The following is a 25,218-nucleotide window of genomic DNA, read 5'->3' on the forward strand; positions in this document are numbered from 1 at the left end:
CGCTGTAGCACTTTGAATTGCTGCATGTCTTTATCCTTGAAGCGAGATCGCTTCAAGGAGACGTGCAGTGGCCGGGCATCTTTCCGCCAGGATCAAAGGCGATCGCCTCGGCCGTAGCTCCGGGTACGACCTGCGGCAACGCCTCTGCCCTGACGAAAACCTCCGGCAGAATGTCTCCATTTAACCCGGAAAGGTTCTAGCGGATCAGCGCTTCCTGCATGCGCATGATTTCGCCGAGCTTGGCTCTCGCTTCCAAATAGCCGCGCTCGATCGCCTCGCCCGCACGATGAAACTCCGAGAGCCCGATATCATTCAGCTTCGGGTGGAGTGCGAGGTCCGGCGGATCGCCGGCGAGCCGTGCGCGCGAGATGCGGTCCTGGATGATATTGAACGCCTGGACCATGACGCTGGTCATGCCGAGGCGAGCCGAGCGACCGTTCATCTTGGCCGACTCATCCGGGGTTTCCGTGCCGGCACTGTGCTTGACGACGGCCGAACGACCGTAGAGGTCGTAGTTCAGGTTGACGGCAACGACCAATTGCTGCTCGTAGGCGCGGCAAACCGAGACTGGCACGGGATTGACCAGTGCGCCGTCGATCAGGGTTCGACCATTGGCGTTGATCGGCTCGAAAATACCCGGCAGTGCGTAGGACGCGCGAATGGCGGTGATCAGCGAACCTTTTTCGAGCCAGACTTCATGGCCGCTGTTGACTTCGGTCGCGACGGCGATGAAGGGCCTGTCGAGGTCCTCGATGCTGAAATCCTCCAGGTGCTCCTGCATACGCTTGGTGAGCCGCAATCCGCCGAACAGGCCGCCGCCTCCGATGGCGAAATCGAGCAGTCCGGCAATGCGGCGCACGGTGAGCGAGCGGGCGAAGTTTTCCAGTTCGTCGAGCTTCCCGGCAAGATAGCAGCCCCCGACCAGGGCGCCGATCGATGTCCCGGCAATCATGCCGACCTCGATTCCTTCCTCGTCAAGCGCCCTCAGCACGCCAATATGCGCCCAACCGCGGGCGGCGCCGCCGCCGAGCGCAATGGCAATCTTCGGTTTCGTGGGTTGCGGCGAGGGTTCGGGGGGAGTTGTCGTCAGCGATGATCCATGCGGGCCGGAGAGGTCGGCAATCTGATTGCTGCGCGTAAATGTCCAATTCAACATCCGGCACCTCCAGCACCGCCGAACAGACCACCTGAATCGCGCGTCTTGTTAGGGACACCTGCCAAGCCGGCGCCGATGCCGGTCTCGTCTGAATTCATCGCTGAAAGACTGGCATCGTAAGAGATTTATAACACCGAACCCGTCGCCCATACGGCGGACCCAGTAAACATTGGATACAGCCTGCAATACACCTAGGTCCGCGACAGTTACTGCGGGAACCACTTGCATCAATAATGAATTAGGCGCCCGTTTGGTTGCCAAAAAGTGAATATAGCACGGACGTGAAGCTAGAAAATGCAGTTGTCTGCAACAGGCCTATTTTTCGCCGTAGACGTCCGCGGGATCGAAATGCCTGTGATCGTCAGTAATCGCAACGGTTGCCCTGCCGTCCTCCACGCCGATCGTGCGATAGAAGCAGGACCGGCGCCCGGTGTGACATGTGGCGTCGCGGCCGGCGACCGTGACCTTCAGCCATACCGCGTCCTGGTCGCAATCGGTCCGGATTTCCGCGACCGTTTGCACGTTGCCCGAGCTCTCGCCCTTCTTCCAGAGACGATTGCGCGAGCGGCTGTAGTAATGCGCGACTCCCGTTTCGATCGTCAGCGCCAACGCCTCGGCGTTCATGTGCGCGACCATCAGCAGTTCGCCGTCGCGCGCGTCGGTCACCACAGCCGTGACCAGCCCCTTCTCGTCGAAACGTGGCGTGAAAGCGGGGCCTGTTTCGAGTTCGGCTTTGTCTTTGGAGGGGGGCGCGAAAGAGAGCGGCATCGGAAAGGTCCCTCTGCAGCACCGTACGTTCGGCGCTGCAGCACTTGGATTTTATGTCTTGCAGCCGTGGTGCCTTACTTGAACCCGCGAAGCATCGCCATGAAGCGCGCCTGTTCGGCCGACTCAGTCTTGAATGCGCCGGTAAAAGTGGTCGTCAGCGTCGTCGCGCCCTGTTTCTTGACGCCGCGCATCGCCATGCAGAGATGCTCGGCCTCGACCATCACCGCTACACCGAGCGGTGCGAGGGTTTCGTCGATGGCTCTGGCGATTTGTGCGGTCATCGCTTCCTGCGTCTGCAGGCGGCGGGCATAGATGTCGACCACGCGGGCGATCTTGGAAAGCCCGAGTACACGCCCGTTTGGCAGATAGGCGACGTGCGCCTTGCCGATGATCGGCACCATGTGGTGTTCGCAATGCGAATAGAACGGAATGTCCTTCTCGAGCACGATGTCGTCGTACCCCGAGACTTCCTCGAAGGTTCGGCCGAGCACATCCTCGGCGTCGAGGTCATAGCCTCCGAAAATCTCGCGGTAGGACTTGACGACGCGTGCCGGCGTGTCCCTCAGGCCCTCCCGGGTGGGATCTTCTCCCGCCCAGCGCAGGAGAACGCGAACGGCTTCCTCGGCTTCTTTCTGTGTCGGGCGACCGCTTGCGTCGTCGAGCACAGGGAAATTCTTTACTATGGCGTCCATATGGCCCCTATTTAATAGGCAATGCGGGATTGCTGACGTTTTACCTTTCGGACAACTCGCCACTGGCCATTCGCCTAACCCTGCAGGCTTGGGTTCCGTTGGCGGGCTCCGGGGCTTTCCGGTCCTGGCTTAGCAGTGCACTGGACCGTACGGCACGGTTTCCCAAACAACAGGCGACACTCCTTGCGGAACTGTCGCCCCAACACGACATAGCATATAGTATGGTGCCACATGGATGAAAGAGGCCGGGCGTACCACGCCGTGCTTTTTTCCCCTCTACCGGAGAAAATCATGCGCCGATCACTCAAAACCGCGAAAAATCAGTCGGATCGCGTCAAATGATCGATGACATTTACAACAGCCGGATTCTCGAATTCGCCGGCAATATTCCGCGCATTGGAATGCTCACCGATGCCGACGCCGAGGCCGCCGCGCATTCGAAGCTTTGCGGTTCCAAGGTGAGGGTGTGGCTGAAAATGGACGGCGACGTGATCACGGACTTCGCTCACGACGTGAAGGCATGTGCATTAGGGCAAGCCTCGTCCTCGATCATGGCGCGTTACGTCGTCGGCGCGCATGCCGGCGAAGTCCGCCAGGCCCGTGAAGACATGCTCGCAATGCTGAAGGCGGAGGGCGAGGGGCCTTCTGGCCGTTTCGAGGACATGCGTTTTCTGATGCCGGTCCGCGATTACAAGGCCCGCCATGCCTCGACGATGCTGACCTTCGACGCGGTCGTCGACGCGATCGGCCAGATTGAAGCGAAGCGGCTCGCGGCCGCAGTTTGAGCGATGTGCGCGCACTCCGGCCATGAGCAGATTCCTGGTGCAAGCGGCGGCGGCGCCGTCGGAAGGAGCCGGAACTGGTCCGGGCCGTTCCGCAAGACGCCAGGGCGCCTGGTGGGCATGGGGCTGATCCGGGTTTACCAGCTGACCCTGTCGAGCTTCATCGGCAACTCCTGCCGGCATCTGCCGACCTGTTCGGAATATGGCTATGAGGCGATCGCCCGGCATGGCCTGTGGGCAGGTGGCTGGTTGACGCTGTTCCGCGTTGTGCGCTGCGGTCCGGGCGGGACGCATGGTTTCGATCCCGTGCCGGAAGCGCTCGCGCCGCGCCAGCGCTGGTATAAGCCGTGGTGCTATTGGCAGCGGCATCGCAAGGAGGCGTGACGCTGTGACGATCCCGATCGAGTACCGGCAGGCCTCGGCCGATTTCGACCGCTTTATCCTGGACGCGCGCGATATCGCCGGGCTTCAGACGACCAATCAGGCGTACGCGATGGTCCAGGCGGTGCTTCAGACCTTTCGACGGCGGCTGGAGATTTCCGACGCGTTGCTGTTCGCCAATGCGCTGCCGCCGGTCCTGCGGGCGATTTTCGTCGACGACTGGGACCTCGAAGAGCCGACGGTGCCGTTCGCCGGTCGTCTCGCCATGACCCGCGAGGTGCAGGCCCTCCGCGGGGATCACAACGTATCTCCCGACACGGCGATTTCCGACGTTGCCGCCGCGCTCCGCCGGAACGTGGACGTAGCAACGCTCGACCGCGTGCTGGCACGGCTGCCGCAGGGCGCGGTCGACTTTCTGGCGCGCGTGATTAGGAGAAGGGCAGGGATGAGAAGCTACGTCGCCTTGCTCCACAGCATTGTTCTTGGCGAAGGCCGTCGCGTCGTGATGGCCGATTTGCGTGCGATGGCGGAACGGCTAGGGTACCGAGCGCCGCGGACACTCGTTGCCACCGGCAATCTGGTTTTCGACGCGCCGAAGAAGCCGCTCGGGGAAATCGAGCAGGAGCTTGAGCGAGCCTTCGCGGCGGCCTTCGGCAGGCATGTCGATATCATCGTTCGCTCCGCCGACGATTGGTTTAAGCTGGCCGCCGGCAACCCGTTCGCGACCACAAGCGAAGAGGATCCGACGCAGGTTCACGTCCGGGTCATGCGTGCGCCGCTCTCCCAGGATGCACTCGACAGGCTCCGGCGATATTGCTCGAATGGGGAACGCGTGAAAATCGTCGATGGCGATCTTTGGGCGGATTTCTGCGGCCGCGCAAGCGAGTCGAAGCTGAGCCAGGTCTTGACGACGAAGCGCCTGGGCATTGGAACGTTGCGCAACTGGAACACTGTCACCAGGCTGCGCGCGATGCTGGCGGGTTGACCGCCCTACGCGCCTTTACTCAACGAGCAAAAACCTTTATCAGGCCCGCGTCATTTCACCGGTTCGACCGGCAACCACACCACCCGCATTCGTTGGCGGGACTGGATAGGAGATCACGATGTCCGTTTCCCTCACATTTCCAGATGGCTCCGTACGTGAATTCGCCGCCGGAACGACCGGCCGTGACGTCGCCGAGTCGATCTCGAAGTCGCTTGCCAAGAAGGCCGTCGCGATCGCACTCGACGGCGAGTTGCGGGATCTCTCCGATCCGGTAGAAGAAGGCAGGATCGAGATTGTCACCCGCGAGGACAAGCGCGCGCTGGAACTCATTCGTCACGATGCGGCGCACGTGATGGCGGAGGCCGTTCAGGAGTTGTGGCCGGGAACGCAGGTGACCATCGGTCCGGTGATCGAAAACGGCTTTTACTACGACTTCGCGAAGAACGAACCTTTTACGCCCGACGACCTGCCGGTTATCGAGAAGAAGATGAGGGAGATCATCGCGCGCAACAAGGCTTTCACCAAGGAGGTCTGGTCGCGCGACAAGGCGAAGGAGGTCTTCGCCGCCAAGGGCGAGACCTACAAGGTCGAGCTCGTCGACGCGATCCCCGAAGACCAGGACCTGAAGATCTATTATCAGGGCGACTGGTTCGACCTCTGCCGCGGCCCGCACATGGCCTCCACCGGTCAGATCGGCACGGCCTTCAAGCTGATGAAGGTCGCCGGGGCCTATTGGCGCGGCGATAGCAAAAATCCGATGCTGACCCGTATCTACGGCACCGCCTGGCATACGCAGGAGGAACTGGACCAGTATCTGCATGTGCTCGCCGAAGCCGAGAAGCGCGATCACCGCCGCCTCGGACGCGAGATGGACCTCTTCCATTTCCAGGAGGAGGGACCTGGCGTCGTCTTCTGGCATGGCAAGGGTTGGCGCATATTCCAGAGCCTCGTCGCCTACATGCGCCGCCGGCTCGAGGGCGACTACCAGGAGGTCAACGCGCCGCAGGTGCTCGACAAATCGCTCTGGGAGACATCTGGTCACTGGGGCTGGTACCGCGACAACATGTTCAAGGTGACCGTTGCCGGGGACGAAACCGATGACGACCGGGTTTTCGCGCTGAAGCCGATGAACTGCCCCGGCCATATCCAGATCTTCAAGCACGGGCTGAAGTCCTATCGCGAGCTTCCCGTGCGTCTTGCGGAATTCGGCGCCGTGCATCGCTACGAGCCGTCCGGTGCGCTGCATGGGCTGATGCGCGTGCGCGGCTTCACCCAGGATGATGCGCACATCTTCTGCACCGACGAACAGATGGCGGCCGAATGCCTTAAGATCAACGACCTGATCCTCTCGGTCTACGAGGACTTCGGCTTCAAGGAGATCGTCGTCAAGCTTTCGACCCGACCGGAAAAGCGCGTCGGCTCCGACGCGCTCTGGGACCGCGCCGAGGCGGTGATGACCGATGTCTTGAAGACGATCGAGGCGCAGTCGGAAGGCCGCATCAAGACGGGCATCCTGCCGGGCGAGGGGGCGTTCTACGGGCCGAAGTTCGAATACACGTTGAAGGATGCGATCGGCCGCGAATGGCAGTGCGGAACGACGCAGGTCGACTTCAACCTGCCGGAACGCTTCGGCGCCTTCTACATCGACAGCGAATCGGAGAAACGCCAGCCGGTCATGATCCACCGTGCTATCTGCGGTTCGATGGAGCGTTTCCTCGGCATCCTGCTCGAGAACTTTGCCGGCCACATGCCGCTCTGGATATCTCCCCTACAGGTCGTCGTCGCCACCATCACCTCGGAAGCGGACGAATACGGCCGCGAAGTGGCGGCGCGCCTGCGTGAGGCTGGGCTTACGGTCGAGACCGATTTCCGCAACGAGAAGATCAATTACAAGGTCCGCGAGCACTCCGTGACGAAGGTTCCGGTCATCGTCGTCTGCGGCAAGCGCGAGGCGGAAGAGCGTTCGGTCAACATCCGGCGCCTTGGCTCCCAGGCGCAGACGGCGATGTCGCTGAAAGATGCGGTCGCTTCGCTCTCGGCCGAAGCGATGGCGCCGGATTTGAAGCGCAGGGCGGAGAGGAACGCACGGGGCTGAGGGCCGGGCGTTTTCAAGAATTTTGTTTCACGAAGCGGTCGGCGATCGATGCGCCGGCCGCTTGATTAACGTAACGTGCATGGCTGACGTTACGTTACGGCATATCGTTGCGGGTATTACGGCGCCGCGCGTCTTTTCACGCTGAGAGCAATGGATACCCCGCATTGCGCTCAATTTTCCCAATCAGTCCTGGGCTTCCGCGTTTGCGGTCTCGTTGCTCGCTTCATTGCCGTGCAGCAGCACCTCCACGTCGGTGTTGACGCCGGCCCTCACGGTAAAGTCGCGTTGGTAAATCTTGTCCTTGTTGCGTGCGACGGCGCTATAGCTGCCTTCGGCGAGGACAAGGGTGGGAAAGGCGCCGACGCTCTCACTGACGACGTCGCCCGATGAGGTCAGGATCGACCAGGCCGTATCGGCGATCGCCTCGCCGCCTGGCTCCGCGACGAGTTTCAAGGTGAGCTTGGCCGCGCGGTGTTGAATCGTCGCTTCGGTCAGCTTGCCAGCCTCCACCTGGATGTCGGCGCGGATCACCGCATTGACCGAGCCGTAGTCCGAAACGATGTGATAGGTACCGGCGCTGAGACGCACGACCGTCTTCGGCTTGACGTCGGCGACGATCAGCGCGCGTTCGCCGTCTTCCTTCACGTCGGATGAATAGATCGAGAAGCTGAGTTCATTCGGCGGAATGCGCACGTCGCTGCCGGAGACGGCATTCAGCATGACGCCGCCGGCGTCGAGCACCAGAACCTGCTTGTCGAGCGTGCCGTCTTCCGGCACGCGGATCTTGCGGGTCGCGCCGGCGCGGCCAAAGGCGACATTGACGAAATATTCGCCTGGCACGAGATTGAAGCCGGTGGAGCCTCCTTCAGAGGTGGCAAGCAGCGGAAGTTTTCCGTCATTATCAGGAATGGGGCTGAAGACACGCCACGTCAGGCCGGACTCGACCGACGGGCCGTTTTCCGTCAGCAATGCTTCGAGTTTCACGTCCTTCAGTTCGCCGCCCTGCGTCGGGTCGGTGATCAGCGTATTGAAGCTCGTGAGCTTCGGCATTTTCCGTGTGCCGGAAATGGACGGGAAGCTCTTGAACGCGTCGGTTGCGTCTTCGGCGAATGTCCGCTCCGCACCGGCGCCGGCGAATGTGATCGCCAAGGCTGTCCCGAGAAGAATACGAAGGCGGATGCGCATGAGAGCAGTTGACTTCCTGACTTTTCGACTCCACTTGAGACGCCGGTATGGCATTTTCGTGGCTGTCGGTCCGGCGGCAAGGTAGTGGAATTCGCCCGATATGAAAACTGAAATAAAACTTGTGGATTATCTCGCTTCCCGCCGGTCCATCCCGGCCTTTCAGATGGGGGAGCCCGGGCCAGGCAGGGTCGAGGTGGAGGAGATGCTGCGGCTCGCCTCCCGTGTGCCCGACCATGGCAAGCTGGCGCCGTGGCGCTTTATCGTCTATCGCGGCGAAGAACGGGCTCGGATCAGCGCCGAGTTGAAGAAGATGGCTGTCGCGGCTAAGCCGGATCTCTCCGAGGAATTGATTAGGGTGGAGGAGACGCGGCTTACTCGTGCCCCGGTGGTCGTTGCAGTGGTCAGCAAGGCCGCACCGCATTTCAAGATCCCCGAATGGGAGCAGCTGATGTCCGCGGGCGCCGTGTGTCTCAATCTGCTGATGGCGGCGAATGCGCTCGGCTATGCTTCCAACTGGCTGACCGAGTGGTTTGCCTTCGACGAGAATGCCTACCCGCTTTTGGGCGTCGCCCCCGGCGAAAGGATCGCCGGCTTCATCCATATCGGTACGGCGATGGTGCCCCCGACCGAACGCCCGCGGCCGGAACTCGCCGAGATCGTCACCTGGGTCGGGGAAGATGCCTGATGTTCTATGACACCGCGTCGAACCAGCACGGCCTTCCGCACGATCCCTTCAAGGCGATCGTGTCCCCAAGGCCGATCGGCTGGATCGGAACGCAGGGCGCGGACGGCTCGCAGAACCTCGCGCCCTATTCCTTCTTCAACGCGATCAGCGACCGGCCGAAGCTCGTGATGTTTTCCTCGAGCGGGTACAAGGACACGGTGCGCAACATTGAACAGACCGGAGAGTTCACCGCAAGCTTCGCCAGCCGCAATCTGAGCGAGGCCGTCAATCTCACCTCGCTCGCGGCGCCGCATGGAGATAGCGAGTTCGCGATCGCGGGTCTGACACCGGTCGAGGGAACCCTCGTCAAGGCGCCGTTCGTCGGCGAGGCATTCGCCGCGCTCGAGTGCCGGATGACGGAAATCTTTCGTCCCAAGGGTCTCGACGGCAACGTCTCTGACAGTTACGTCGTCATCGGCGCGGTCGTCGGCATCCACATTCGCGATGAAGCTATTCGGGACGGCCGATTCGACGTGGCAACGGTCAGACCGCTCGCGCGCCTCGGCTATATGGATTATTGTGACGGTGGCGACGTCTTCGAGATGATGCGGCCGACGCGATAGTCCCCCCGAAGCGGGCGACGGCCTGCAGCGCCGCGCGTCGTAAGCGGAAGCGGCAAGGAGCGCGGTGGCGCTTTGATCGCTGCATGTCTATGTCCTCAAATCAAGGTCAGTCAACGAGAGATGCGGTGGCGGCCGCCAGCAGGTCGATCTGTTGCACCGAACGAAGTGCCGCGGCCGAAAAGCCATTCTCCATGCTGTTCGCCCAAAGGCGCCGCATGGCCCACTCGTCGAGCGCTTCGTCGGGCAACATCTCGTAGGCCACGATACCGGCCTCCCGCGCGCGGAGAATTGCTGTCGCACGTCCGAGCCTGATGACGGCAGGGACATCGCCCGCCTCCGTGACGCGTCCCAAGCCACATGCTTGTGCGAGCGCCGAGGCATCGAATATCAATGCCGAAAGGCGCGGCGAGGCACTGGCGAGCGCGTGGGGGGAAAGTACGCTCTCCGGCCGGGTGGCATATTCCACGAGCATCGCTGTCTTGCCCGGCTCTATTCGCGCCGCAGCCTCGGCAACCTTCAATATGACGTCGGTTCTTTGTATGTCGGCTGGCCCACGGCATCCGGCCAGAACGATGCCATCTATCCCGCTGGCAAGCAGCAGGCCAAGATCGGCTTCGCTTGGTGCGCCATCCGGTCCGATCCGCGCAAGCAAGCCACAAGTCCCGCGCGGCCTGCCGGCTGCAGCGGAAAGCAGCTGGCTCGCGGCGGCGGCTTCTGTTGCGTCGACCACCACGGCCTGGACGGCGTCGAGACTCTCCGGCGCCGGCAGTGGTTCGCCTGACTTAAGGTAAAGCAGCGGTCTCATGGTTGCCTGAACGTTAATGGGCATGGTGAACCAATCTTAAACCTTTGACCGCTAATATTCCCCCATCGGGGCTGAGCGGTGTCTAGTGGGGCGCAGGTGATCATACAAGCATTTCTTCGCTGGGTGGAAACGGCGAAAGCGAGCGATCGTGCACGCGCCGCGAGCGCCCTCGGTAGAGCCTATGCCGCGGCGGACATGAACGGCATCGACCGACACGCCGCCGAAATGGCGATGACCTTTCTGCTCGACGATCCCTCGCCAAAAGTCCGTCTTTCCCTGGTCGAAGCCTTGGCGGACTGTCCTGCAGCGCCTCGGGCGATCATGAAGTCGCTGGCGGAGGACCAGCCGGAGATTGCTTTCGTCGCAATTGCGCGTTCGCCTGTACTTACAGATGCTGACCTCGTCGACATTGCAGCGAGAGGAACCGCAGAGACGCGGGCCTTGATTGCGGCCCGCAAAGGCGTCTCCTGCTCGGTTGCCGCGGCCCTCGCGGAAATCGGCGACGAGGAGGAGGTCCTGATCCTCCTCGAAAACGACCGGACGCATCTGTCGCGACGCACGCTGACGACGATCGTCAGCCGCCTCGGCCATGTCGCGGCGATACGTGACCAACTCCTCCTGCGCGATGATCTGCCGGGTGATGCGCGGCAATTGCTTGCGGAAAGAGTTGGCACCGCACTCGCTGGCTGCGGGCTCATTCAGGCGACGATCGGCGCAGTCAGGGCCGAACGCGTGAGAGGGGAGGCGTGCGATGCTGCCGCCCTTGCTGCGGCCGCCGTCACGCCACCGGAAGAGCTGCCTCTGATGGTCGCCCATTTGCGAGAGTCGGGGCGCCTCACCCCCGCCTTTCTCATGAAGGCGCTCTGCGGTGGCGCGGCGGAGTTCTTTATAGCTGCCATGGTGGAACTTTCCGGCGTCACGCAGAGGCGAGTCCGTGCGATCCTTTCCGGCGGACGCGTTCATCCCATCCGGGCGCTCTTCGAGAGTGCAGGCCTCGGGCCCGACTTGAGCGCAGCCTTTGCCGAAGCGGTGCTGCTTTGGCAAAGGGAAGCGAGGGAGACTGCGGGGGCATTCGCGTCGATTGTCGCCAGCCTCCATGACCGCCTCCGCCGCCGGTCTTCGCCATCGAGCAATGCGGGCGCTCTTGCTGAACTCGTCGAGAATTTGGCCTTTGCCGAAAAGCGGCGGCTTGCGCGAGAATACGCCTCGCTGGCCGCACGGCAGGCGGCGTGAACCCGATCAGTCCTCTACAGCCCAAAAATTGATTCCAACCGTCACCCGGTTAGATTGCAGCGGCCGTTCCTGCGCCATTCGTCGTATTGGAGACTCCCGTCCTCGTCGCTACGGTAGCCAACCACTGATGAAGCAATCGAGAACAGGATGAACGCAATCACGATCGCCGAAGAGCGGCCGCGCCAGCCGGCCATCGTCCGCCTGCTCGAACTGTCCGATGCCTATGTCGCCTCTCTCTACCCCGCGGAAAGCAACCATCTCGTCGATCTCTCAACCTTGGAGAAGCCGACGGTCTCCTTCTTCGTCGCGCGGCTGAACGGCGAGGTCGTCGGTTGTTGTGCGCTCGTCGACGCGGGCGACGGAACGGCGGAGATCAAGCGCATGTTCGTCGATCCGAAGGCGAGGGGATTGAAGATCGCCAAGCGCTTGCTTTCGGCAATCGAGGAGAAGGCCGAGGAATTGAGATTGCAGGTGATCCGCCTCGAAACCGGCATCTACCAACCGGAGGCGATCGGACTCTATCAGGCGGCCGGTTATGTGGAACGCGAGCCCTTCGGGGATTATTTGGACGACCCGTTGAGTTTGTTCATGGAGAAGCGGGTGGGGCGCGATGTATGAAGCGGTCGTCCCCGGGGCAAGCTGAACCGGCCGCTTAAATGTCGAGATTATCGGCGAAGGCTGCTCGCTCCTGGATGAACCGGAAGCGGGCGTCGGCCTTCGTGCCCATCAGACTGTCGACGGCCTCGCGCGTGCCCTCGAAATCGACGTCGTCGATCTCGACCTTGAGCAGTGTGCGGTTCGCCGGGTCCATCGTCGTTTCCTTGAGCTGTGCCGGCAGCATTTCGCCGAGGCCCTTGAAGCGGCCGATTTCCACCTTGCCCCGACCGTTGAATTCCGTCCGCATCAGCTCCTCGCGATGCGCGTCGTCCCGGGCATAGAGTGTCTTCGATCCCTGGCTGATCCGGTAAAGCGGCGGCACGGCTAGATAGAGATGACCGCTGCGAATGAGTTCGGGCATCTCCTGATAGAAGAAGGTGATCAGCAGCGAAGCGATGTGGGCGCCGTCGACGTCAGCGTCGGTCATGATGATGACGCGCTCGTAACGCAGATCCTCCTCACGATATTTGGACCTTGTGCCGCAGCCGAGCGCCTGGACGAGGTCGGAGATCTGCTGGTTCGCCCCGAGCTTCTCGCGCCCGGCGCTGGCGACGTTGAGGATCTTGCCGCGCAGAGGCAGGATAGCCTGGTTGGCGCGGTTGCGCGCCTGCTTTGCGGAGCCGCCGGCCGAATCCCCTTCGACGATGAAGAGTTCGGCGCCTTCCGCGGTATTTTGTGCGCAATCGGCGAGCTTGCCGGGCAGGCGCAGCTTGCGAACCGCCGTCTTGCGGCTGACTTCCTTTTCCTTGCGCCGGCGCACGCGCTCCTCGGCGCGCTCGATGACCCAATCGAGAAGCTTGGCCGCTTCCGCCGGGTTGTCGGCGAGGTAATGATCGAAGGGATCGCGAAGCGCGTTTTCGACGATGCGCTGCGCCTCGACGGTCGCGAGCTTGTCTTTTGTCTGGCCCACGAATTCCGGTTCGCGGATGAAGACGGAGAGCATGCCGGCCGCCGAGATCATCACGTCGTCGGTGGTGATGATCGCCGCGCGCTTATTCTGCGTGAGTTCCGCGTAATTCTTGAGCCCCTTGGTGAGCGCGATGCGCAGCCCCGCCTCGTGCGTACCGCCTTCGGGCGTCGGGATCGTGTTGCAGTAGGAATGGATCTGCTGGTCGCCACCGTACCAGGTCACCGCCCATTCGAGCGAACCGTGTCCGCCAGGCCGTTCCGATTTGCCGGCGAAGATCTCGCGGGTGACGGTGAACTCCTTGCCGAGGGTTGCGGCAAGGTAGTCCTTGAGCCCTCCGGGGAAATGGAACACCGCCCTGTCCGGGATCTCCGAGCCTTCCGGCAGGAGCGAGGGATCGCAGCACCAGCGGATTTCGACGCCGCCGAAGAGATAGGCCTTGGAGCGGGCCATGCGGAAGAGGCGCCCCGGTTCGAAGCGGGCATGCGGTCCGAAGATCTGCGGATCGGGGTGGAAACGGACCTTCGTGCCGCGCCTGTTGTGGACGTCGCCGAGCTCCTCGAGCCCGCCCTGCGGAATGCCGCGGGAAAAGCGCTGGCGATAGAGCTTGCGATTGCGCGCGACCTCGACCTCGAGCGAGTCCGACAGCGCGTTGACGACGGAAACGCCGACGCCGTGCAGGCCGCCGGAGGTTTCATAGGCCTTGCCGTCGAACTTGCCGCCGGCATGCAGGACCGTCATCACCACTTCGAGCGTCGACTTGTTCGGGAACTTGGGGTGGTTCTCGACCGGGATGCCTCGGCCGTTGTCGGTGACCGTGAGGAAGCCGTCGGCGTCGAGGCTCACCTCGATGAAATTTGCGTGGCCGGCGACGGCTTCGTCCATCGAGTTGTCGATCACCTCGGCGAACAGGTGATGCAGCGCCTTCTCGTCGGTCCCGCCGATATACATGCCCGGCCGACGACGAACCGGCTCCAGCCCTTCGAGTACTTCGATCGCCGAGGCATCGTAATCGCTACCGTCGCTGTGCTTCGGCGCAGGCCGCGGAGCATCATTGCCTGCGGCGGGCGCAGTCGGCTTGCGCGGCGCAGTGTCCGACGGCTTCGGCTGCTGGGGCATTGCGGAGAAGAGATCGCTGCTGTCGTCCATGGATCCGTTCAGATCGCTCCTGTCGTCGTTTCGGAAAGGCCATAGCAAGAGCTTGGCGCTGCCGCCATCCCTCACCGCGCGAATCACCCGAATTCTGCCTGAGTCTAGCGCCAGGCGCGAACAAAAGGCGAATTCCGATGCTTTTGCAAGACGAACGGCCCCAAACGCCTCGAATTGCCGGCGCCAGTGTTGCGTCGCGACGGCACGGATGGCAAGGCATGAGGTCATCAAGGGAGCCCGTCCGGTCGCCATGTCCACAATTGTCTTCTCCTTGCGCCGAGTTGTCGCCGCGCTGTTCTTCAGCGTCACGGCCACTGCCGCGGCGGAACCACTGCAGCCGTTCAAGGATGAACTGTTTGCTTATGGAGCGGTGCTTCAGGAGAACGATGGCGGCGCCTTCCGCGTCATCGACTACCAGGAACTGAGGGACATAAACGGCCGCGACCAGATACCCGAGCGGCGCGCCAAGGGCGCCTATGTGTCCCTGGGCGTTGCGAAGGCGCAGGTGAACGAGACTTTCGATCTCGGCGATCGCAAGCTCGAGGTCACGCGCGTCGGCCCCGACGGGGGAGTGGCCTTCACAGTCGTCTTCATCCATGGGCGTGGCGGCGATCGACGGCTCGGCGCGAACGACTTCTCCTTTGGCGGCAACTTCAACCGGCTCAAGAATCTCGCGGTTGCCAATGGCGGCAACTACTACGCGCCGAGCGTAAGGTCCTTCGATAAAGCGGGTGTCGCCGATGTTTCGGCCCTGATCCGCTTCGCCGCCATGCGCTCCGGTGGGCGGCCGGTGGTGCTTTCCTGCGCCTCGATGGGCAGTTTCATCTGCTGGGGGGTTGCGCGCGATCCCTCTGCAACATCCGCACTCGCCGGCATGGTGATCATGGGCGGGGCCGTCGATCCCGATTTCAGAAAGAGCGCGGCCTATCGTGCGAAGCTACCGATCTACTTCAGCCACGGCAGCCGCGATAGCGTCTATGCGGCGGAGGCGCAGGTCGCCTTCTATCGTTCACTCAGAGCCAATGGTTATCCGACGCGTTTCGTGCTGTTCGAGACCGGTTCGCACGGGACGCCGGTGCGCATGACCGACTGGCGCGAGGCGCTGAACTGGATGTTGGAGCGCTGAAGGTGCGGGCGATGCTGGAGCCTTTGGCGGGATGAGCGGGGAAGTCTTTGAAAGGTGGCACTGGCCTGATCGGCGGACTGGCCGGATGATTTCGCCCGACGAATACGAAGAACGTCTCGGCACGCTCGAACCGCAAGCATGCCTGCCGGTCGGCTATCGTTCGAGCTATGGCGACATCTGCCGCAACGAACTCGGCACCCTCATAGACGGTGCCCGGCAAAATCGCATCCTTTCCTTCGATCCGGGGACGGGAGTGATCGTCTGCGAGGCCGGCGTGGCTTTGCGCGATATCCTCGTCAGGGCGATCCCGCATCGTTTCTTTCTGCCGGTCACCCCGGATACAGGTCTCGTGACCGTCGGCGGTGCCGTCGCGGCCGACATTCACGGCGGAAACCAGCATGCCCGCGGAACCTTCGGAGATCACGTCAGGCGCCTGACGCTGCTGCGAGCGGATGGCCGCCTGACATGCTCCGCCAAGGAAAATCCGGAACTCTTCGCTGCCACCATCGGCGGCCTCGGCTTGACCGGGTTGATCCTCGAGGTCGAGCTCAAGCTGATGAAGGTGCCGTCGCCGCATGTGCAGCAGCATACGTGGCGCTTCGATGATCTCGATCAGGGGCTTCAGCTCATCGAGCGTGCCTGCGACGAACATGAATATGCCGTCGCTTGGCTCGATCAACTCTCAGGCGGACGGCACATGGGCAGGGGCGTGCTCCGGGCGGCCGATCACGCGGACGCATCTAGCGAGTTTCCGGACATCCCGAAGCGTATCAAGGTCTCCGTGCCTTTTTCTCCTTCGTTCAACGTGTTGAGCACCACCGCCTTGAGACCGCTCAATGCGTATCGTTTTCGCAGGGAAAGCCCCGGCGAAACGATCTCGACGGTAAAGTGGACATCCTATTTCCATCCGATCGATCGGATCACTGCATGGCACCGTTTCTACGGCAGCCGCGGTCCCTGCCAGCATCAGAGTGTCTATCCCGCGGAGAATGCCCGCGAGACGACCCTGCGGCTGATGGAGGCCGCACGCCACGCCGGGCATGCGTCGTTATTGACAAAACTGCGACGCTTCCGCGAACCTGGTCCCCGTGGGCTTCTTTCGTTTGCACGCCCCGGCTTCAGCCTGACGCTGGATTTTGCCAACCAAGGCGAAGCGACGGCAAGACTGTTGGGGGAGCTTGACCGTATCGCCGTCGAGGCCGGTGGGGCGGTCGATCCGGCCAAGGATTTCCGCATGAGCCCGGAGATCTTCGCCGCTTCTTTCCCCAACTGGAGGGAACTCGAGGCGCTACGCGATCCGGCGATGATTTCGGATTTCTGGCGGCGCACGGCCCTTGGCGCTAAACCGTAATGCTAACGGCAGTAGATTCTGTCCCATCAGATCGGTCAGGATCTACTGCCGTTGGTATGAAGCCGTCAGCGCCTGACCCCGCTTATGTTCATGTCGAATGAGACGACGTTGGAATAAATGGGCGTTCCGACATCCATTCCATAGGGTGCGCGGCGAATATTGCCGCGGATGGTGAAGGAAATCGTGCGCCTGTTCCAATCCGTGAGCGCGACGCTGAAGCGCTCCCGGCGCGTCTTGCCGCGCGCCGTCAGCGCGCCTTCGATCGTCGCCGTATCCGGTCCGGTTTGCGTCACGCGAGTGGAACGGAAGGTCACCGTCTGGAAGCTTGCTGTATCGAAGACGGCGCTGGAGCGCAGGAAATCTTCGACCCGCCGCTCGCGCGCCCTCACGCTGTCTGGATAGAGCGTGAACTCAACGGATGATCGCTGCACATTGCGCCCATCGATCCGGAACGCACCGGTAAATCTCGTGAACTGGCCGGCAATCCCGCCGCCGCCGCCGACTTGCGGGACATTGAAACGGATGACGGAAGACCTGGCGATCCTGTAGTTGCCGGCAGCATCGGCAAGGGCTGGCGCCCTTGCAGCCGCCGGTGCTGCCGTTGCGGCAAGGGCGAGCGGCAGGAGTACCTTCAAAGCGAGTTGGCGTACGGCGATCATGGATCATTTTCCTTTTGCAACGATATCCGCACCGCCCGCGCCGGCCTTGGAACGAAGCATCCGCCTGAGTGCGGAGTCGCGCCTTACAATGTGGTGGTAAAGCGCCGCAGCCGTATGGATGGCCACGATGGCAAGCATGACATAGGCGAGCATCGCGTGAGCGAAGGCCCAGAATGCCTCCGAGACCTCGGACTTCGGCAACGGCAGATGCGGGATGACGACGAGGTTGAAATAGAAGCTCGGAATGTCGAGCGTCGAGGCGGATGCGACCGCCCAGCCGGCAAGCGGCACCAAGGTGCTAAGTGCGATCAGCATCAGATGTGTGAATCGGGCGGCATCGTCCTCGACCGCACTGAGGCTAGGAAGCGACTGCGGGCTGCGTTCGACGAGCCACCATCCCGTTCGAAGGAAGGCCAGCCCCAAGGCAGTGAAGCCGAAGGACTTGTGCCATTGATAGAGTGAGAACTGCAGCACCGGATCGATCTCCATGCGCCGCATGACGAAGCCGATCAGCATGAGGCCGAGGATCAGCGCCGCAATCGTCCAATGCAGGGCGATGGTTATCGCTCCAAATCCATGATCGCTGTTGCGCAGCATTCCGGGTTGCCCCGCTCGCTTTAATCTCGATTCCGCCGGCGGCGCGGCCGCTTCCTGTCGACGTGAGACGCCCGAGGCTTCGGCTTTATTCGCTGCGATATTCAGGCGGAGACGAGACTCCCCAGTGAGTATCCACCCCGGCCAGATTATTGAATAGGGGTCCTTTCATTTGTCCAACCGATTTGCTAGGCCGCTTGCCCGAGAGGAAGCACTTTTTTTGGGAGAAAAATTCATGACGCCCGATATCCGCCCGCTCGTTGCCGGAAACTGGAAGATGAATGGTACGCGTGCCTCGCTCGACCAGATCAAGGCTATCGCGGAGGGGGTCAAGGGTGAACTCGCGGCGAAGGTGGAGACGCTGATCTGCCCGCCGGCGACACTCCTTTACGTCGCGACAGCGCTCTGTGACGACAGCCCGCTTCAGATCGGCGCCCAGGACTGCCACCCGAAGCAGTCGGGCGCCCACACGGGCGATATCTCCGCCGAGATGATCGCCGATTGCTTCGGCACCCATGTCATCGTCGGCCACTCCGAGCGGCGCACCGATCATGCCGAGAACGATGCGCTGGTCCGGGCGAAGACGGAAGCGGCCCACGCTGCCGACCTCGTCGCCATCGTCTGCATCGGCGAGACGGAAGAGGAAAGGAAGAGCGGCAAGACGCTCGATGTCCTGAAGCGCCAGCTTGCCGAGAGCCTGCCGGACGCGGCGGGCGCTGCTAATACCGTGATTGCCTACGAGCCGGTCTGGGCGATCGGCACGGGGCTGACCCCGACCGCAGCCGACGTCGAAGACGCGCACGCTTTCATGCGCCGGGAACTGGCCGCGCGTTTTGGCAGCGAGGGAGATAAGATGCGCATCCTCTACGGCGGCTCCGTCAAGCCGTCCAACGCCAAGGAACTGATGGCTGTCGCCAATGTCGACGGGGCGCTGATCGGCGGCGCGAGCTTGAAGGCGGAGGATTTCCTCGCCATCTACAGGGCCTATGAAGAATAACCGCCTGAAGGCCCAACTGCATGTCTCCTTGAATCGACCTCGGTTTAAGGACAAAGACATGCAGCAATTCAGAGTGCTACAGCGACCTTTGCGCGTCTGATAAGACGCGCGGCGCTGTAGGGTCGGCCCGGGGGCTTGGAATGGCTGGCGGCTTGGTATAAAGAGGCGCCAAAATTTGCGCGCGGCCGCTCGTGGCCGCGATCATTCGATTCGATGCCCCGGAGAGGGCAGGACTGGAAGCTGATGCAGACCGTATTACTCGTCATCTATCTCATGGTCGTCGTCGCCCTGATCGGCGTCGTCCTCATTCAGCGTTCCGAAGGTGGCGGTCTCGGCATCGGCGGCGGGTCCGGCTTCATGTCGGCACGCGGCACGGCCAACGCTTTGACGCGCACCACCGCCATACTTGCTTTCCTTTTCTTCGCCCTGGCTCTGGCGATGGGCATTCTCGCGCGTTACGAACCCAGCGAGACGGACATTCTCGAGCGTATTCCGGGAACGGGAACCAGCGGTGGCGTGCTCGATTCGCTTGGCGGCGGTCAGACGGCACCTGCTGCCGGCACCCAAGCTCCGGCTCCTGACGGCGCCCAAGCTCCGGCGACCGGTAACGGCGTTCCCGCTGACGGCGCGGCCGCGCCTGCGCAGGCTCCGGCCGGTGCCGCTCCTGCTCCCCAAGCACCTGCGGCACCTGCGGCCGGCACCAACGGCAATACGGGATCGCAGGTTCCGAGCGGCCAATAAGGCCGTAGGTCGAAATAAGCCGCCGGCGGATGCTTCATCCGCCGGTTTTGTTTTGTGTGAAATCAGCCGCGACAAAAGAACGGAAAAATTCGGGAAGACGAATTTTTTCGGTGGCGGAATCGTTTATGAAAAGGTATCCGGTGACTCCCATGGCGCGATATGTATTCATCACTGGCGGCGTGGTTTCCTCCCTCGGAAAAGGCATTGCTGCGGCCGCTCTCGGAGCGCTGCTGCAGGCGCGTGGTTACCGGGTGAGGCTGCGCAAACTCGACCCCTACCTCAATGTCGATCCGGGCACCATGAGCCCGACGCAGCATGGCGAGGTGTTCGTCACCGACGACGGCGCGGAAACCGACCTCGATCTCGGCCATTACGAGCGCTTCACCGGACGCTCGGCGACTAAGACCGACAACATCACCACGGGCCGGATCTATAAGAACATCATCGACAAGGAACGGCGCGGCGACTATCTCGGCGCGACGGTTCAGGTGATCCCCCACGTCACCAACGAGATCAAGAACTTCATCACTGACGGCAATGACGACTACGACTTCGTCATTTGCGAAATCGGCGGCACCGTCGGCGACATCGAGGCGATGCCCTTCATGGAAGCGATCCGCCAGCTCGGCAACGACCTGCCGCGCGGCACTGCCGTCTACGTCCATCTGACCCTGATGCCCTATATCCCGGCAGCAGGCGAGTTGAAGACCAAGCCGACCCAGCATTCGGTCAAGGAATTGCAGGCCCTCGGCATTCATCCCGACATTCTGCTCGTGCGCGCCGACCGCGAAATCCCGGAAGCGGAGCGCCGGAAGCTGTCGCTCTTCTGCAATGTCCGCCAGTCCGCCGTCATCCAGGCGCTCGATGTGGCCTCGATCTACGACGTGCCGATCGCCTATCACAAGGAAGGCCTCGACAATGAAGTGCTCGCTGCCTTCGGCATCGAGCCGGCGCCGAAGCCGCGCATGGACGCCTGGGAAAATGTGGCCCATCGGATCCGCACGCCCGAGGGCGAAGTTACGATCGCGATCGTCGGAAAATATACCGGCCTCAAGGATGCCTATAAGTCGCTGATCGAGGCGCTGTATCACGGCGGCATCGCCAACCGCGTCAGGGTCAAGCTCGAATGGATCGAATCGGAGATCTTCGAGAAGGAAGATCCGGCGCCCTATCTCGAAAAGGTGCATGGCATCCTCGTGCCCGGCGGCTTCGGCGAGCGCGGCTCGGAGGGGAAGATGAATGCCGCGCGCTTCGCTCGTGAACGCAAGGTGCCCTATTTCGGCATCTGCTTCGGCATGCAGATGGCGGTAGTCGAGGCAGCGCGCAATCTCGCAGGCATCGAGAAGGCGTCTTCGACGGAATTCGGCCCGACCAAGGAGCCGGTCGTCGGCCTTATGACCGAATGGCTCAAGGGCAACGAACTCGAGAAGCGCTCGGCTTCCGGCGACCTCGGCGGCACGATGCGTCTCGGCGCCTATCGCGCCGCGCTCAAAGCGGGAACGAAGATCGCCGAGATTTACGGATCGACCGACATTTCCGAGCGCCATCGCCATCGCTACGAGGTCAATGTCGATTACAAGGAGCGGCTGGAATCCTGCGGTCTCCTCTTCTCCGGCATGTCGCCGGACGGCCTGCTGCCGGAAACCATCGAGTATCCGGACCATCCGTGGTTCATCGGCGTACAGTATCACCCCGAGTTGAAGTCGCGTCCGCTCGAACCGCATCCGCTGTTTGCGAGCTTCATCGAAGCGGCGCTGGTACAGTCGCGGCTGGTATAGCGCGCGCCTGGATCTTGCGACGATTGCGGGTGGCCGGTCCCATGGACCGACCACCGACGTTTGAACTTGGCTGCGGCGATTCCTGCGCTTGCAATCATCCGGCAAAAGTTGCAAACAGCGGCTAACCGGTCATCAGGGAATCCGCCATGAGCCTATCCAAGCGAACCGCCCGCCCGCTCGATCATCTCGTGCTGCCGGTCGCGGATCTTGGACGTGCCAGGCGTCGCCTGACTGATCTCGGCTTCACCGTCGCTGAAAACGCGCGCCATCCCTTCGGCACAGAGAACGCTTGCGTCTTCTTTTCCGACGATACCTATTTGGAGCCTCTGGGCGTTGCATCGCGCGAGGAATGCGAGGCCGCGGCGCTGGACGGCAATGTCTTTGTCGCGCGCGACCAGGCCTTCCGCTTCCGCCAGGGCCCCGAGGGGCTTTCGGCGGTCGTGCTTGCCACGCCGGATGCCGCCGAAGACCACATCCGCTTTCGGGCACACGGCATCTCCGGCGGCGACATGCTTGAATTTTCCCGCCCGATGCGCCTGCCCGACGGCCGCGAAGGCTTGGGCTCCTTCCGCCTTGCCTTTGCCGCGGACCTGAGGTCGCCGGATTTCTTCCTCTTCTCCTGTCAGCGCATCCGCGCGCTTCCAGTTGACAGTGCGACGCTTCACCGTCACGAGAACGGTGTGCTCGGCATTGCCGAAGTCATCCTGTCGGAGCCGAATCCCACGGACTTCCAATATTTGTTGCAGGAATGCCTCGACGAGCGCGAGGTCTCGGCCCACTCCTTCGGCATGGACATCCAGGCCGGAAACGCCAAGCTCAACGTCCTCAACCCGGCCGGCATGGCGGCCTTCTTCGGCCGCTCCATCAACAGTGCCGAGCGCGGCTTGCGCGGCCGTGCGGTGGTGTTCCGTGTTGGCGACCTTGAAGCGACACGTGCGCTTTTCGCGCAAAACGACATTGAATTTGCAGAAATGGGCGGACGCCTCATTGTCCCGGAAGCGCCGGGGCAGGGGGTGATATTCGCGTTTGGAGCATGATAATGGAAACCAATGCAAGGGTGGTCGTCGGCGAGGATGCCGGCCGGGTGGTGTTTTCGCAGATGGAGCGGCTGACACTGATTGCCGGCCCCTGTCAGATGGAAAGCCGCGAGCACGCCTTCATGATCGCCGGCAGGCTTGTCGAGATCTGCAAGTCTCTCGGTATCGGCCTCGTCTACAAGTCCTCCTTCGACAAGGCGAACCGCACCTCGCTTTCCGGCAGGCGCGGCATTGGCCTCGATAAGGCGATGGAAGTCTTCGCCGATCTCAAGCAGGAATTCGGTTTTCCGGTCTTGACCGACATCCATACGGAAGAGCAGTGCGCGGTGGTCGCTGAGACCGTCGACATCCTGCAGATCCCCGCCTTCCTGTGCCGCCAGACCGACCTGCTCGTTGCGGCAGCGAAGACCGGGCGTGCGATCAACGTCAAGAAGGGCCAGTTCCTCGCCCCTTGGGACATGAAGAACGTGCTTGCCAAATTCACGATGAGCGGCAACCCGAACGTCCTTCTATGCGAGCGCGGCGCGTCTTTCGGGTATAATACGCTCGTCTCGGACATGCGCTCGTTGCCGATCATGGCGGGCCTGGGCGCGCCGGTCGTCTTCGATGCCACGCATTCGGTGCAGCAGCCGGGCGGCCAGGGCGGCTCCTCTGGCGGTCAGCGCGAATTCGTCGAGACGTTGGCGCGGGCGGCCGTCGCCGTTGGTGTCGCCGGCGTCTTCATCGAGACGCATGAGGATCCGGACAATGCGCCATCCGACGGACCGAACATGGTGCCCCTTGCGGAGATGCCGCGGCTTCTCGAAAAGCTGCTCGCCTTCGACGCGATCGCCAAGGCCTGAGCAGGTCCTGTCGTTCGCGTGAAATTTTCATGACGCGCGACGGCGCCCCGGACTTCGACCTGAGCGCCATTGTAAATTCGAGGCCATGGATTAAGACAGGCCGACTATCATCATCGTCCACAAGCAGGGAAGAGATCATGACTGCTATCATCGACATCATCGGCCGAGAAATTCTCGACAGCCGCGGCAACCCGACCGTTGAGGTCGATGTCCATCTCGAGGATGGCAGCTTTGGCCGGGCGGCCGTTCCCTCCGGTGCCTCAACCGGGGCGCATGAAGCGGTCGAACTGCGTGACGGCGGCACCCGCTATCTCGGCAAGGGCGTCGAGCGCGCCGTCGAAGCCGTCAATGGCGAAATCTTCGAGGCGATCGGCGGTCTCGATGCGGAGAACCAGATCCAGATCGACAGGACCATGATCGAGCTCGACGGCACGGCGAACAAGTCGCGTCTCGGCGCCAACGCCATTCTCGGCGTCTCGCTCGCCGTCGCCAAGGCCGCCGCCGAATCTGCCGGCCTGCCGCTCTATCGCTATGTCGGCGGCCCGAATGCGCACCTCCTGCCGGTGCCGATGATGAACATCATCAATGGCGGCGCTCACGCCGACAACCCGATCGATTTCCAGGAATTCATGATCATGCCGGTCGGCGCCGAGACGCTTCGCGACGCGGTCCGTATGGGCTCGGAAGTCTTCCACACGCTGAAGAAGCAGCTGGCTGCCGAAGGCCACAATACCAATGTCGGCGACGAGGGCGGCTTCGCGCCGGGTCTCGCCTCTGCTCCCGCGGCTCTCGACTTCATCATGAAGTCGATCGAGAAGGCCGGCTACAAGCCGGGCGAGGACATGTATGTCGCGCTCGACTGCGCCTCGACGGAGTTCTTCAAGGACGGCAAATACGTGCTCGAAGGCGAAGGCCGCACGTTGGAGCCGGGCGCGATGGCGGAGTATCTCGCCGAGCTTGCTGCCAAGTATCCGATCATCTCGATCGAGGACGGCATGGCCGAGGACGATTGGGACGGGTGGAAGGCGCTGACCGACCTCATCGGCAACAAGTGCCAGCTCGTCGGCGACGATCTCTTCGTCACCAATTCCGCCCGCCTGCGCGACGGCATCAAGATGGGCGTCGCCAACTCGATCCTCGTCAAGGTAAATCAGATCGGTTCGCTTTCCGAAACGCTCGACGCGGTGGAGACGGCGCACAAGGCGCGCTACACCGCCGTGATGTCGCACCGTTCCGGCGAGACCGAGGACGCGACGATCGCGGATCTGGCGGTTGCCACAAATTGCGGGCAGATCAAGACCGGCTCGCTGGCACGCTCCGACAGGCTCGCCAAGTACAACCAGCTGATCCGCATCGAGGAGCAGCTCGGCCTTCAGGCAACATATGCGGGCCGCTCGATCCTGCGGGGTTGAGTAGAGGAGTTGGCTTCTGTGCTGCCCCTCATCCGCCTGCCTGTCCTCCGCAGCGGCTGCGGAGGGTGAGGGGCAAATCAAAGATATCTCGGCCGATTACTGTCGCCATATTCCCAACCCGCCTGCCTCCCGGCCGGCGGGTTTCCCTTTTTTCCTGCCATTCATGGTCAACGGTCGGTTAATCAATCACCGTTACTCTCTGCTTTCGTATTGCGTAGCAGGACATGAAGCGATGTGGACACGGCATCACAAGAAGCGCAGGCTGGGGCGGCTGGTAGTGCCGCTGATGGCGGTCGCCTTTCTTTCCTACTTCGGATATCATTCCATCCATGGCGGTTACGGTCTGAAGGCGGCGGAGGAGTTTGATCGCCAGATCGCCGAACGGCAGCAGCGGCTCGATGCGCTCACTCGGATGCGACAAATCCTGGAAAAGGAGGTCGAACTGATGAGTGACGGGTCGCTGGAAAGGGACATGCTGGATGAGAAGGCTCGGCTCGCGCTCAACATGTCGCGAAGCGATGAGATTGTCATTTTTCATCATCCGAGCAATTAACCTAAAACTGGTTAATTAAAATTTGCTAAATAAAATCAACAGCTTC

General features: G+C 62.2%; 25 protein-coding genes and 1 pseudogene. 18 read left to right on the forward strand and 8 right to left on the reverse strand.

Translation table 11 applies throughout. From position 1 onward, the window contains the following. Nucleotides 1-196 precede the first annotated feature (196 nt). The 3 genes from J2Z31_RS21580 to folE form a co-directional block, all read right to left on the reverse strand. Nucleotides 197-1,156, reverse strand: a complete 960-nt coding sequence (locus J2Z31_RS21580) for a patatin-like phospholipase family protein (protein WP_209604488.1) — start codon at nucleotides 1,154-1,156, stop codon at nucleotides 197-199. Nucleotides 1,157-1,471: 315 nt separating this feature from the next. Then, nucleotides 1,472-1,924: a phosphoribosyl-AMP cyclohydrolase gene (gene hisI / locus J2Z31_RS21585; protein ID WP_209604490.1), complete on the reverse strand. Its 453-nt coding sequence runs from the start codon at nucleotides 1,922-1,924 to the stop codon at nucleotides 1,472-1,474. A gap of 74 nt (nucleotides 1,925-1,998) precedes the next feature. Further along, nucleotides 1,999-2,616 (reverse strand): GTP cyclohydrolase I FolE, encoded by a 618-nt coding sequence (gene folE, locus J2Z31_RS21590; RefSeq protein WP_209604492.1) that lies wholly within the window; start codon nucleotides 2,614-2,616, stop codon nucleotides 1,999-2,001. Between the two features lie 338 nt (nucleotides 2,617-2,954). On the opposite strand from folE, the gene J2Z31_RS21595 reads away from it, so the two are divergent. The 5 genes and pseudogenes from J2Z31_RS21595 to thrS all read left to right on the forward strand — a co-directional run bounded on the left by J2Z31_RS21595 (nucleotide 2,955) and on the right by thrS (nucleotide 6,859). Beyond that, nucleotides 2,955-3,401 (forward strand): iron-sulfur cluster assembly scaffold protein, encoded by a 447-nt coding sequence (locus tag J2Z31_RS21595; protein WP_209604494.1) that lies wholly within the window; start codon nucleotides 2,955-2,957, stop codon nucleotides 3,399-3,401. Nucleotides 3,402-3,404: 3 nt separating this feature from the next. Beyond that, a complete protein-coding gene (gene yidD / locus J2Z31_RS21600; RefSeq protein ID WP_209604496.1) occupies nucleotides 3,405-3,782 on the forward strand; it encodes a membrane protein insertion efficiency factor YidD in 378 nt (125 codons plus the stop codon). A gap of 4 nt (nucleotides 3,783-3,786) precedes the next feature. Continuing rightward, a pseudogene (locus J2Z31_RS21605) lies at nucleotides 3,787-4,207 on the forward strand (DUF2267 domain-containing protein). A gap of 17 nt (nucleotides 4,208-4,224) precedes the next feature. After that, entirely contained in the window at nucleotides 4,225-4,764 is a 540-nt protein-coding gene (locus tag J2Z31_RS21610; protein ID WP_209605135.1) for a DUF1697 domain-containing protein, read from the forward strand. A gap of 112 nt (nucleotides 4,765-4,876) precedes the next feature. Further along, on the forward strand, nucleotides 4,877-6,859 hold the full coding sequence (gene thrS / locus J2Z31_RS21615) for a threonine--tRNA ligase (protein ID WP_209605137.1): 1,983 nt from the start codon (nucleotides 4,877-4,879) through the stop codon (nucleotides 6,857-6,859). A gap of 183 nt (nucleotides 6,860-7,042) precedes the next feature. On the opposite strand, the gene J2Z31_RS21620 is transcribed toward thrS, so the two are convergent. After that, nucleotides 7,043-8,044 carry a hypothetical protein gene (locus tag J2Z31_RS21620; protein WP_209604498.1) on the reverse strand — a complete coding sequence of 334 codons (1,002 nt, stop codon included), beginning with the start codon at nucleotides 8,042-8,044 and terminating at the stop codon, nucleotides 7,043-7,045. A gap of 100 nt (nucleotides 8,045-8,144) precedes the next feature. Here J2Z31_RS21620 and J2Z31_RS21625 point away from each other — a divergent pair, with 100 nt between their 5' ends. Both J2Z31_RS21625 and J2Z31_RS21630 read left to right on the forward strand, forming a co-directional pair. Then, on the forward strand, nucleotides 8,145-8,729 hold the full coding sequence (locus tag J2Z31_RS21625; protein ID WP_209604500.1) for a nitroreductase family protein: 585 nt from the start codon (nucleotides 8,145-8,147) through the stop codon (nucleotides 8,727-8,729). Then, nucleotides 8,729-9,331, forward strand: coding sequence for a flavin reductase family protein (locus tag J2Z31_RS21630; protein ID WP_209604502.1), 603 nt, complete (start codon nucleotides 8,729-8,731; stop codon nucleotides 9,329-9,331). Before J2Z31_RS21625 ends, J2Z31_RS21630 begins: the two co-directional genes overlap by 1 nt. Nucleotides 9,332-9,437: 106 nt before the next feature. On the opposite strand, the gene J2Z31_RS21635 is transcribed toward J2Z31_RS21630, so the two are convergent. Next, on the reverse strand, nucleotides 9,438-10,160 hold the full coding sequence (locus J2Z31_RS21635; RefSeq protein WP_209604504.1) for an aldolase: 723 nt from the start codon (nucleotides 10,158-10,160) through the stop codon (nucleotides 9,438-9,440). Between the two features lie 72 nt (nucleotides 10,161-10,232). Between J2Z31_RS21635 and J2Z31_RS21640 the strand changes: the two genes are divergently transcribed. Both J2Z31_RS21640 and J2Z31_RS21645 read left to right on the forward strand, forming a co-directional pair. Next, a complete protein-coding gene (locus J2Z31_RS21640; protein WP_209604506.1) occupies nucleotides 10,233-11,369 on the forward strand; it encodes a DUF2336 domain-containing protein in 1,137 nt (378 codons plus the stop codon). A gap of 147 nt (nucleotides 11,370-11,516) precedes the next feature. Continuing rightward, on the forward strand, nucleotides 11,517-11,987 hold the full coding sequence (locus tag J2Z31_RS21645; RefSeq protein WP_209604509.1) for a GNAT family N-acetyltransferase: 471 nt from the start codon (nucleotides 11,517-11,519) through the stop codon (nucleotides 11,985-11,987). Nucleotides 11,988-12,021: 34 nt separating this feature from the next. Here J2Z31_RS21645 and parE read toward each other — a convergent pair whose 3' ends face one another. Continuing rightward, nucleotides 12,022-14,082: a DNA topoisomerase IV subunit B gene (parE, locus tag J2Z31_RS21650; protein WP_209604512.1), complete on the reverse strand. Its 2,061-nt coding sequence runs from the start codon at nucleotides 14,080-14,082 to the stop codon at nucleotides 12,022-12,024. A gap of 208 nt (nucleotides 14,083-14,290) precedes the next feature. On the opposite strand from parE, the gene J2Z31_RS21655 reads away from it, so the two are divergent. Both J2Z31_RS21655 and J2Z31_RS21660 read left to right on the forward strand, forming a co-directional pair. After that, a complete protein-coding gene (locus J2Z31_RS21655) occupies nucleotides 14,291-15,208 on the forward strand; it encodes an alpha/beta hydrolase (RefSeq protein ID WP_209604514.1) in 918 nt (305 codons plus the stop codon). Nucleotides 15,209-15,239: 31 nt separating this feature from the next. After that, a complete protein-coding gene (locus J2Z31_RS21660) occupies nucleotides 15,240-16,559 on the forward strand; it encodes an FAD-binding oxidoreductase (protein ID WP_209604516.1) in 1,320 nt (439 codons plus the stop codon). 65 nt (nucleotides 16,560-16,624) lie between these two features. On the opposite strand, the gene J2Z31_RS21665 is transcribed toward J2Z31_RS21660, so the two are convergent. After that, entirely contained in the window at nucleotides 16,625-17,218 is a 594-nt protein-coding gene (locus J2Z31_RS21665; RefSeq protein ID WP_209604518.1) for a YceI family protein, read from the reverse strand. Nucleotides 17,219-17,221: 3 nt separating this feature from the next. Next, complete coding sequence (locus J2Z31_RS21670) at nucleotides 17,222-17,815, reverse strand: cytochrome b (RefSeq protein WP_209604520.1); 594 nt, start codon at nucleotides 17,813-17,815, stop codon at nucleotides 17,222-17,224. 232 nt (nucleotides 17,816-18,047) lie between these two features. Here J2Z31_RS21670 and tpiA point away from each other — a divergent pair, with 232 nt between their 5' ends. From tpiA to J2Z31_RS21705, 7 genes are all read left to right on the forward strand, one after another. Next, nucleotides 18,048-18,809, forward strand: coding sequence for a triose-phosphate isomerase (gene tpiA / locus J2Z31_RS21675; RefSeq protein WP_209604522.1), 762 nt, complete (start codon nucleotides 18,048-18,050; stop codon nucleotides 18,807-18,809). Nucleotides 18,810-19,052: 243 nt separating this feature from the next. Continuing rightward, nucleotides 19,053-19,550, forward strand: a complete 498-nt coding sequence (secG, locus tag J2Z31_RS21680; protein WP_209604524.1) for a preprotein translocase subunit SecG — start codon at nucleotides 19,053-19,055, stop codon at nucleotides 19,548-19,550. A gap of 140 nt (nucleotides 19,551-19,690) precedes the next feature. Further along, nucleotides 19,691-21,328 carry a CTP synthase gene (locus tag J2Z31_RS21685; protein ID WP_328243630.1) on the forward strand — a complete coding sequence of 546 codons (1,638 nt, stop codon included), beginning with the start codon at nucleotides 19,691-19,693 and terminating at the stop codon, nucleotides 21,326-21,328. A 146-nt stretch (nucleotides 21,329-21,474) separates the two neighbouring features. Next, entirely contained in the window at nucleotides 21,475-22,365 is an 891-nt protein-coding gene (locus J2Z31_RS21690) for a VOC family protein (RefSeq protein ID WP_209604528.1), read from the forward strand. 2 nt (nucleotides 22,366-22,367) lie between these two features. After that, the gene (gene kdsA / locus J2Z31_RS21695; protein ID WP_408022052.1) at nucleotides 22,368-23,207 is read left to right on the forward strand and encodes a 3-deoxy-8-phosphooctulonate synthase; all 840 of its coding nucleotides are present in this window, start codon (nucleotides 22,368-22,370) and stop codon (nucleotides 23,205-23,207) included. A gap of 137 nt (nucleotides 23,208-23,344) precedes the next feature. After that, on the forward strand, nucleotides 23,345-24,619 hold the full coding sequence (gene eno / locus J2Z31_RS21700) for a phosphopyruvate hydratase (protein ID WP_209604531.1): 1,275 nt from the start codon (nucleotides 23,345-23,347) through the stop codon (nucleotides 24,617-24,619). Nucleotides 24,620-24,851: 232 nt separating this feature from the next. Continuing rightward, on the forward strand, nucleotides 24,852-25,172 hold the full coding sequence (locus J2Z31_RS21705) for an FtsB family cell division protein (protein WP_209604533.1): 321 nt from the start codon (nucleotides 24,852-24,854) through the stop codon (nucleotides 25,170-25,172). Nucleotides 25,173-25,218: the final 46 nt, after the last annotated feature.

Source organism: Sinorhizobium kostiense (assembly GCF_017874595.1).
Taxonomy (GTDB): domain Bacteria; phylum Pseudomonadota; class Alphaproteobacteria; order Rhizobiales; family Rhizobiaceae; genus Sinorhizobium; species Sinorhizobium kostiense.

Bases quoted from the DNA above. Each gene is read 5' to 3' on its own strand.
- J2Z31_RS21580 (WP_209604488.1), bottom strand. From the start codon at position 1,156: ATGTTGAATTGGACATTTACGCGCAGCAATCAGATTGCCGACCTCTCC.
- hisI (WP_209604490.1), bottom strand. From the start codon at position 1,924: ATGCCGCTCTCTTTCGCGCCCCCCTCCAAAGACAAAGCCGAACTCGAA.
- folE (WP_209604492.1), bottom strand. From the start codon at position 2,616: ATGGACGCCATAGTAAAGAATTTCCCTGTGCTCGACGACGCAAGCGGT.
- J2Z31_RS21595 (WP_209604494.1), top strand. From the start codon at position 2,955: ATGATCGATGACATTTACAACAGCCGGATTCTCGAATTCGCCGGCAAT.
- yidD (WP_209604496.1), top strand. From the start codon at position 3,405: ATGTGCGCGCACTCCGGCCATGAGCAGATTCCTGGTGCAAGCGGCGGC.
- J2Z31_RS21610 (WP_209605135.1), top strand. From the start codon at position 4,225: ATGAGAAGCTACGTCGCCTTGCTCCACAGCATTGTTCTTGGCGAAGGC.
- J2Z31_RS21620 (WP_209604498.1), bottom strand. From the start codon at position 8,044: ATGCGCATCCGCCTTCGTATTCTTCTCGGGACAGCCTTGGCGATCACA.
- J2Z31_RS21625 (WP_209604500.1), top strand. From the start codon at position 8,145: ATGAAAACTGAAATAAAACTTGTGGATTATCTCGCTTCCCGCCGGTCC.
- J2Z31_RS21630 (WP_209604502.1), top strand. From the start codon at position 8,729: ATGTTCTATGACACCGCGTCGAACCAGCACGGCCTTCCGCACGATCCC.
- J2Z31_RS21635 (WP_209604504.1), bottom strand. From the start codon at position 10,160: ATGCCCATTAACGTTCAGGCAACCATGAGACCGCTGCTTTACCTTAAG.
- J2Z31_RS21645 (WP_209604509.1), top strand. From the start codon at position 11,517: ATGAACGCAATCACGATCGCCGAAGAGCGGCCGCGCCAGCCGGCCATC.
- parE (WP_209604512.1), bottom strand. From the start codon at position 14,082: ATGGACGACAGCAGCGATCTCTTCTCCGCAATGCCCCAGCAGCCGAAG.
- J2Z31_RS21655 (WP_209604514.1), top strand. From the start codon at position 14,291: ATGGCAAGGCATGAGGTCATCAAGGGAGCCCGTCCGGTCGCCATGTCC.
- J2Z31_RS21660 (WP_209604516.1), top strand. From the start codon at position 15,240: ATGAGCGGGGAAGTCTTTGAAAGGTGGCACTGGCCTGATCGGCGGACT.
- J2Z31_RS21665 (WP_209604518.1), bottom strand. From the start codon at position 17,218: ATGATCGCCGTACGCCAACTCGCTTTGAAGGTACTCCTGCCGCTCGCC.
- J2Z31_RS21670 (WP_209604520.1), bottom strand. From the start codon at position 17,815: ATGCTGCGCAACAGCGATCATGGATTTGGAGCGATAACCATCGCCCTG.
- tpiA (WP_209604522.1), top strand. From the start codon at position 18,048: ATGACGCCCGATATCCGCCCGCTCGTTGCCGGAAACTGGAAGATGAAT.
- secG (WP_209604524.1), top strand. From the start codon at position 19,053: ATGCAGACCGTATTACTCGTCATCTATCTCATGGTCGTCGTCGCCCTG.
- J2Z31_RS21690 (WP_209604528.1), top strand. From the start codon at position 21,475: ATGAGCCTATCCAAGCGAACCGCCCGCCCGCTCGATCATCTCGTGCTG.
- kdsA (WP_408022052.1), top strand. From the start codon at position 22,368: ATGGAAACCAATGCAAGGGTGGTCGTCGGCGAGGATGCCGGCCGGGTG.
- eno (WP_209604531.1), top strand. From the start codon at position 23,345: ATGACTGCTATCATCGACATCATCGGCCGAGAAATTCTCGACAGCCGC.
- J2Z31_RS21705 (WP_209604533.1), top strand. From the start codon at position 24,852: ATGTGGACACGGCATCACAAGAAGCGCAGGCTGGGGCGGCTGGTAGTG.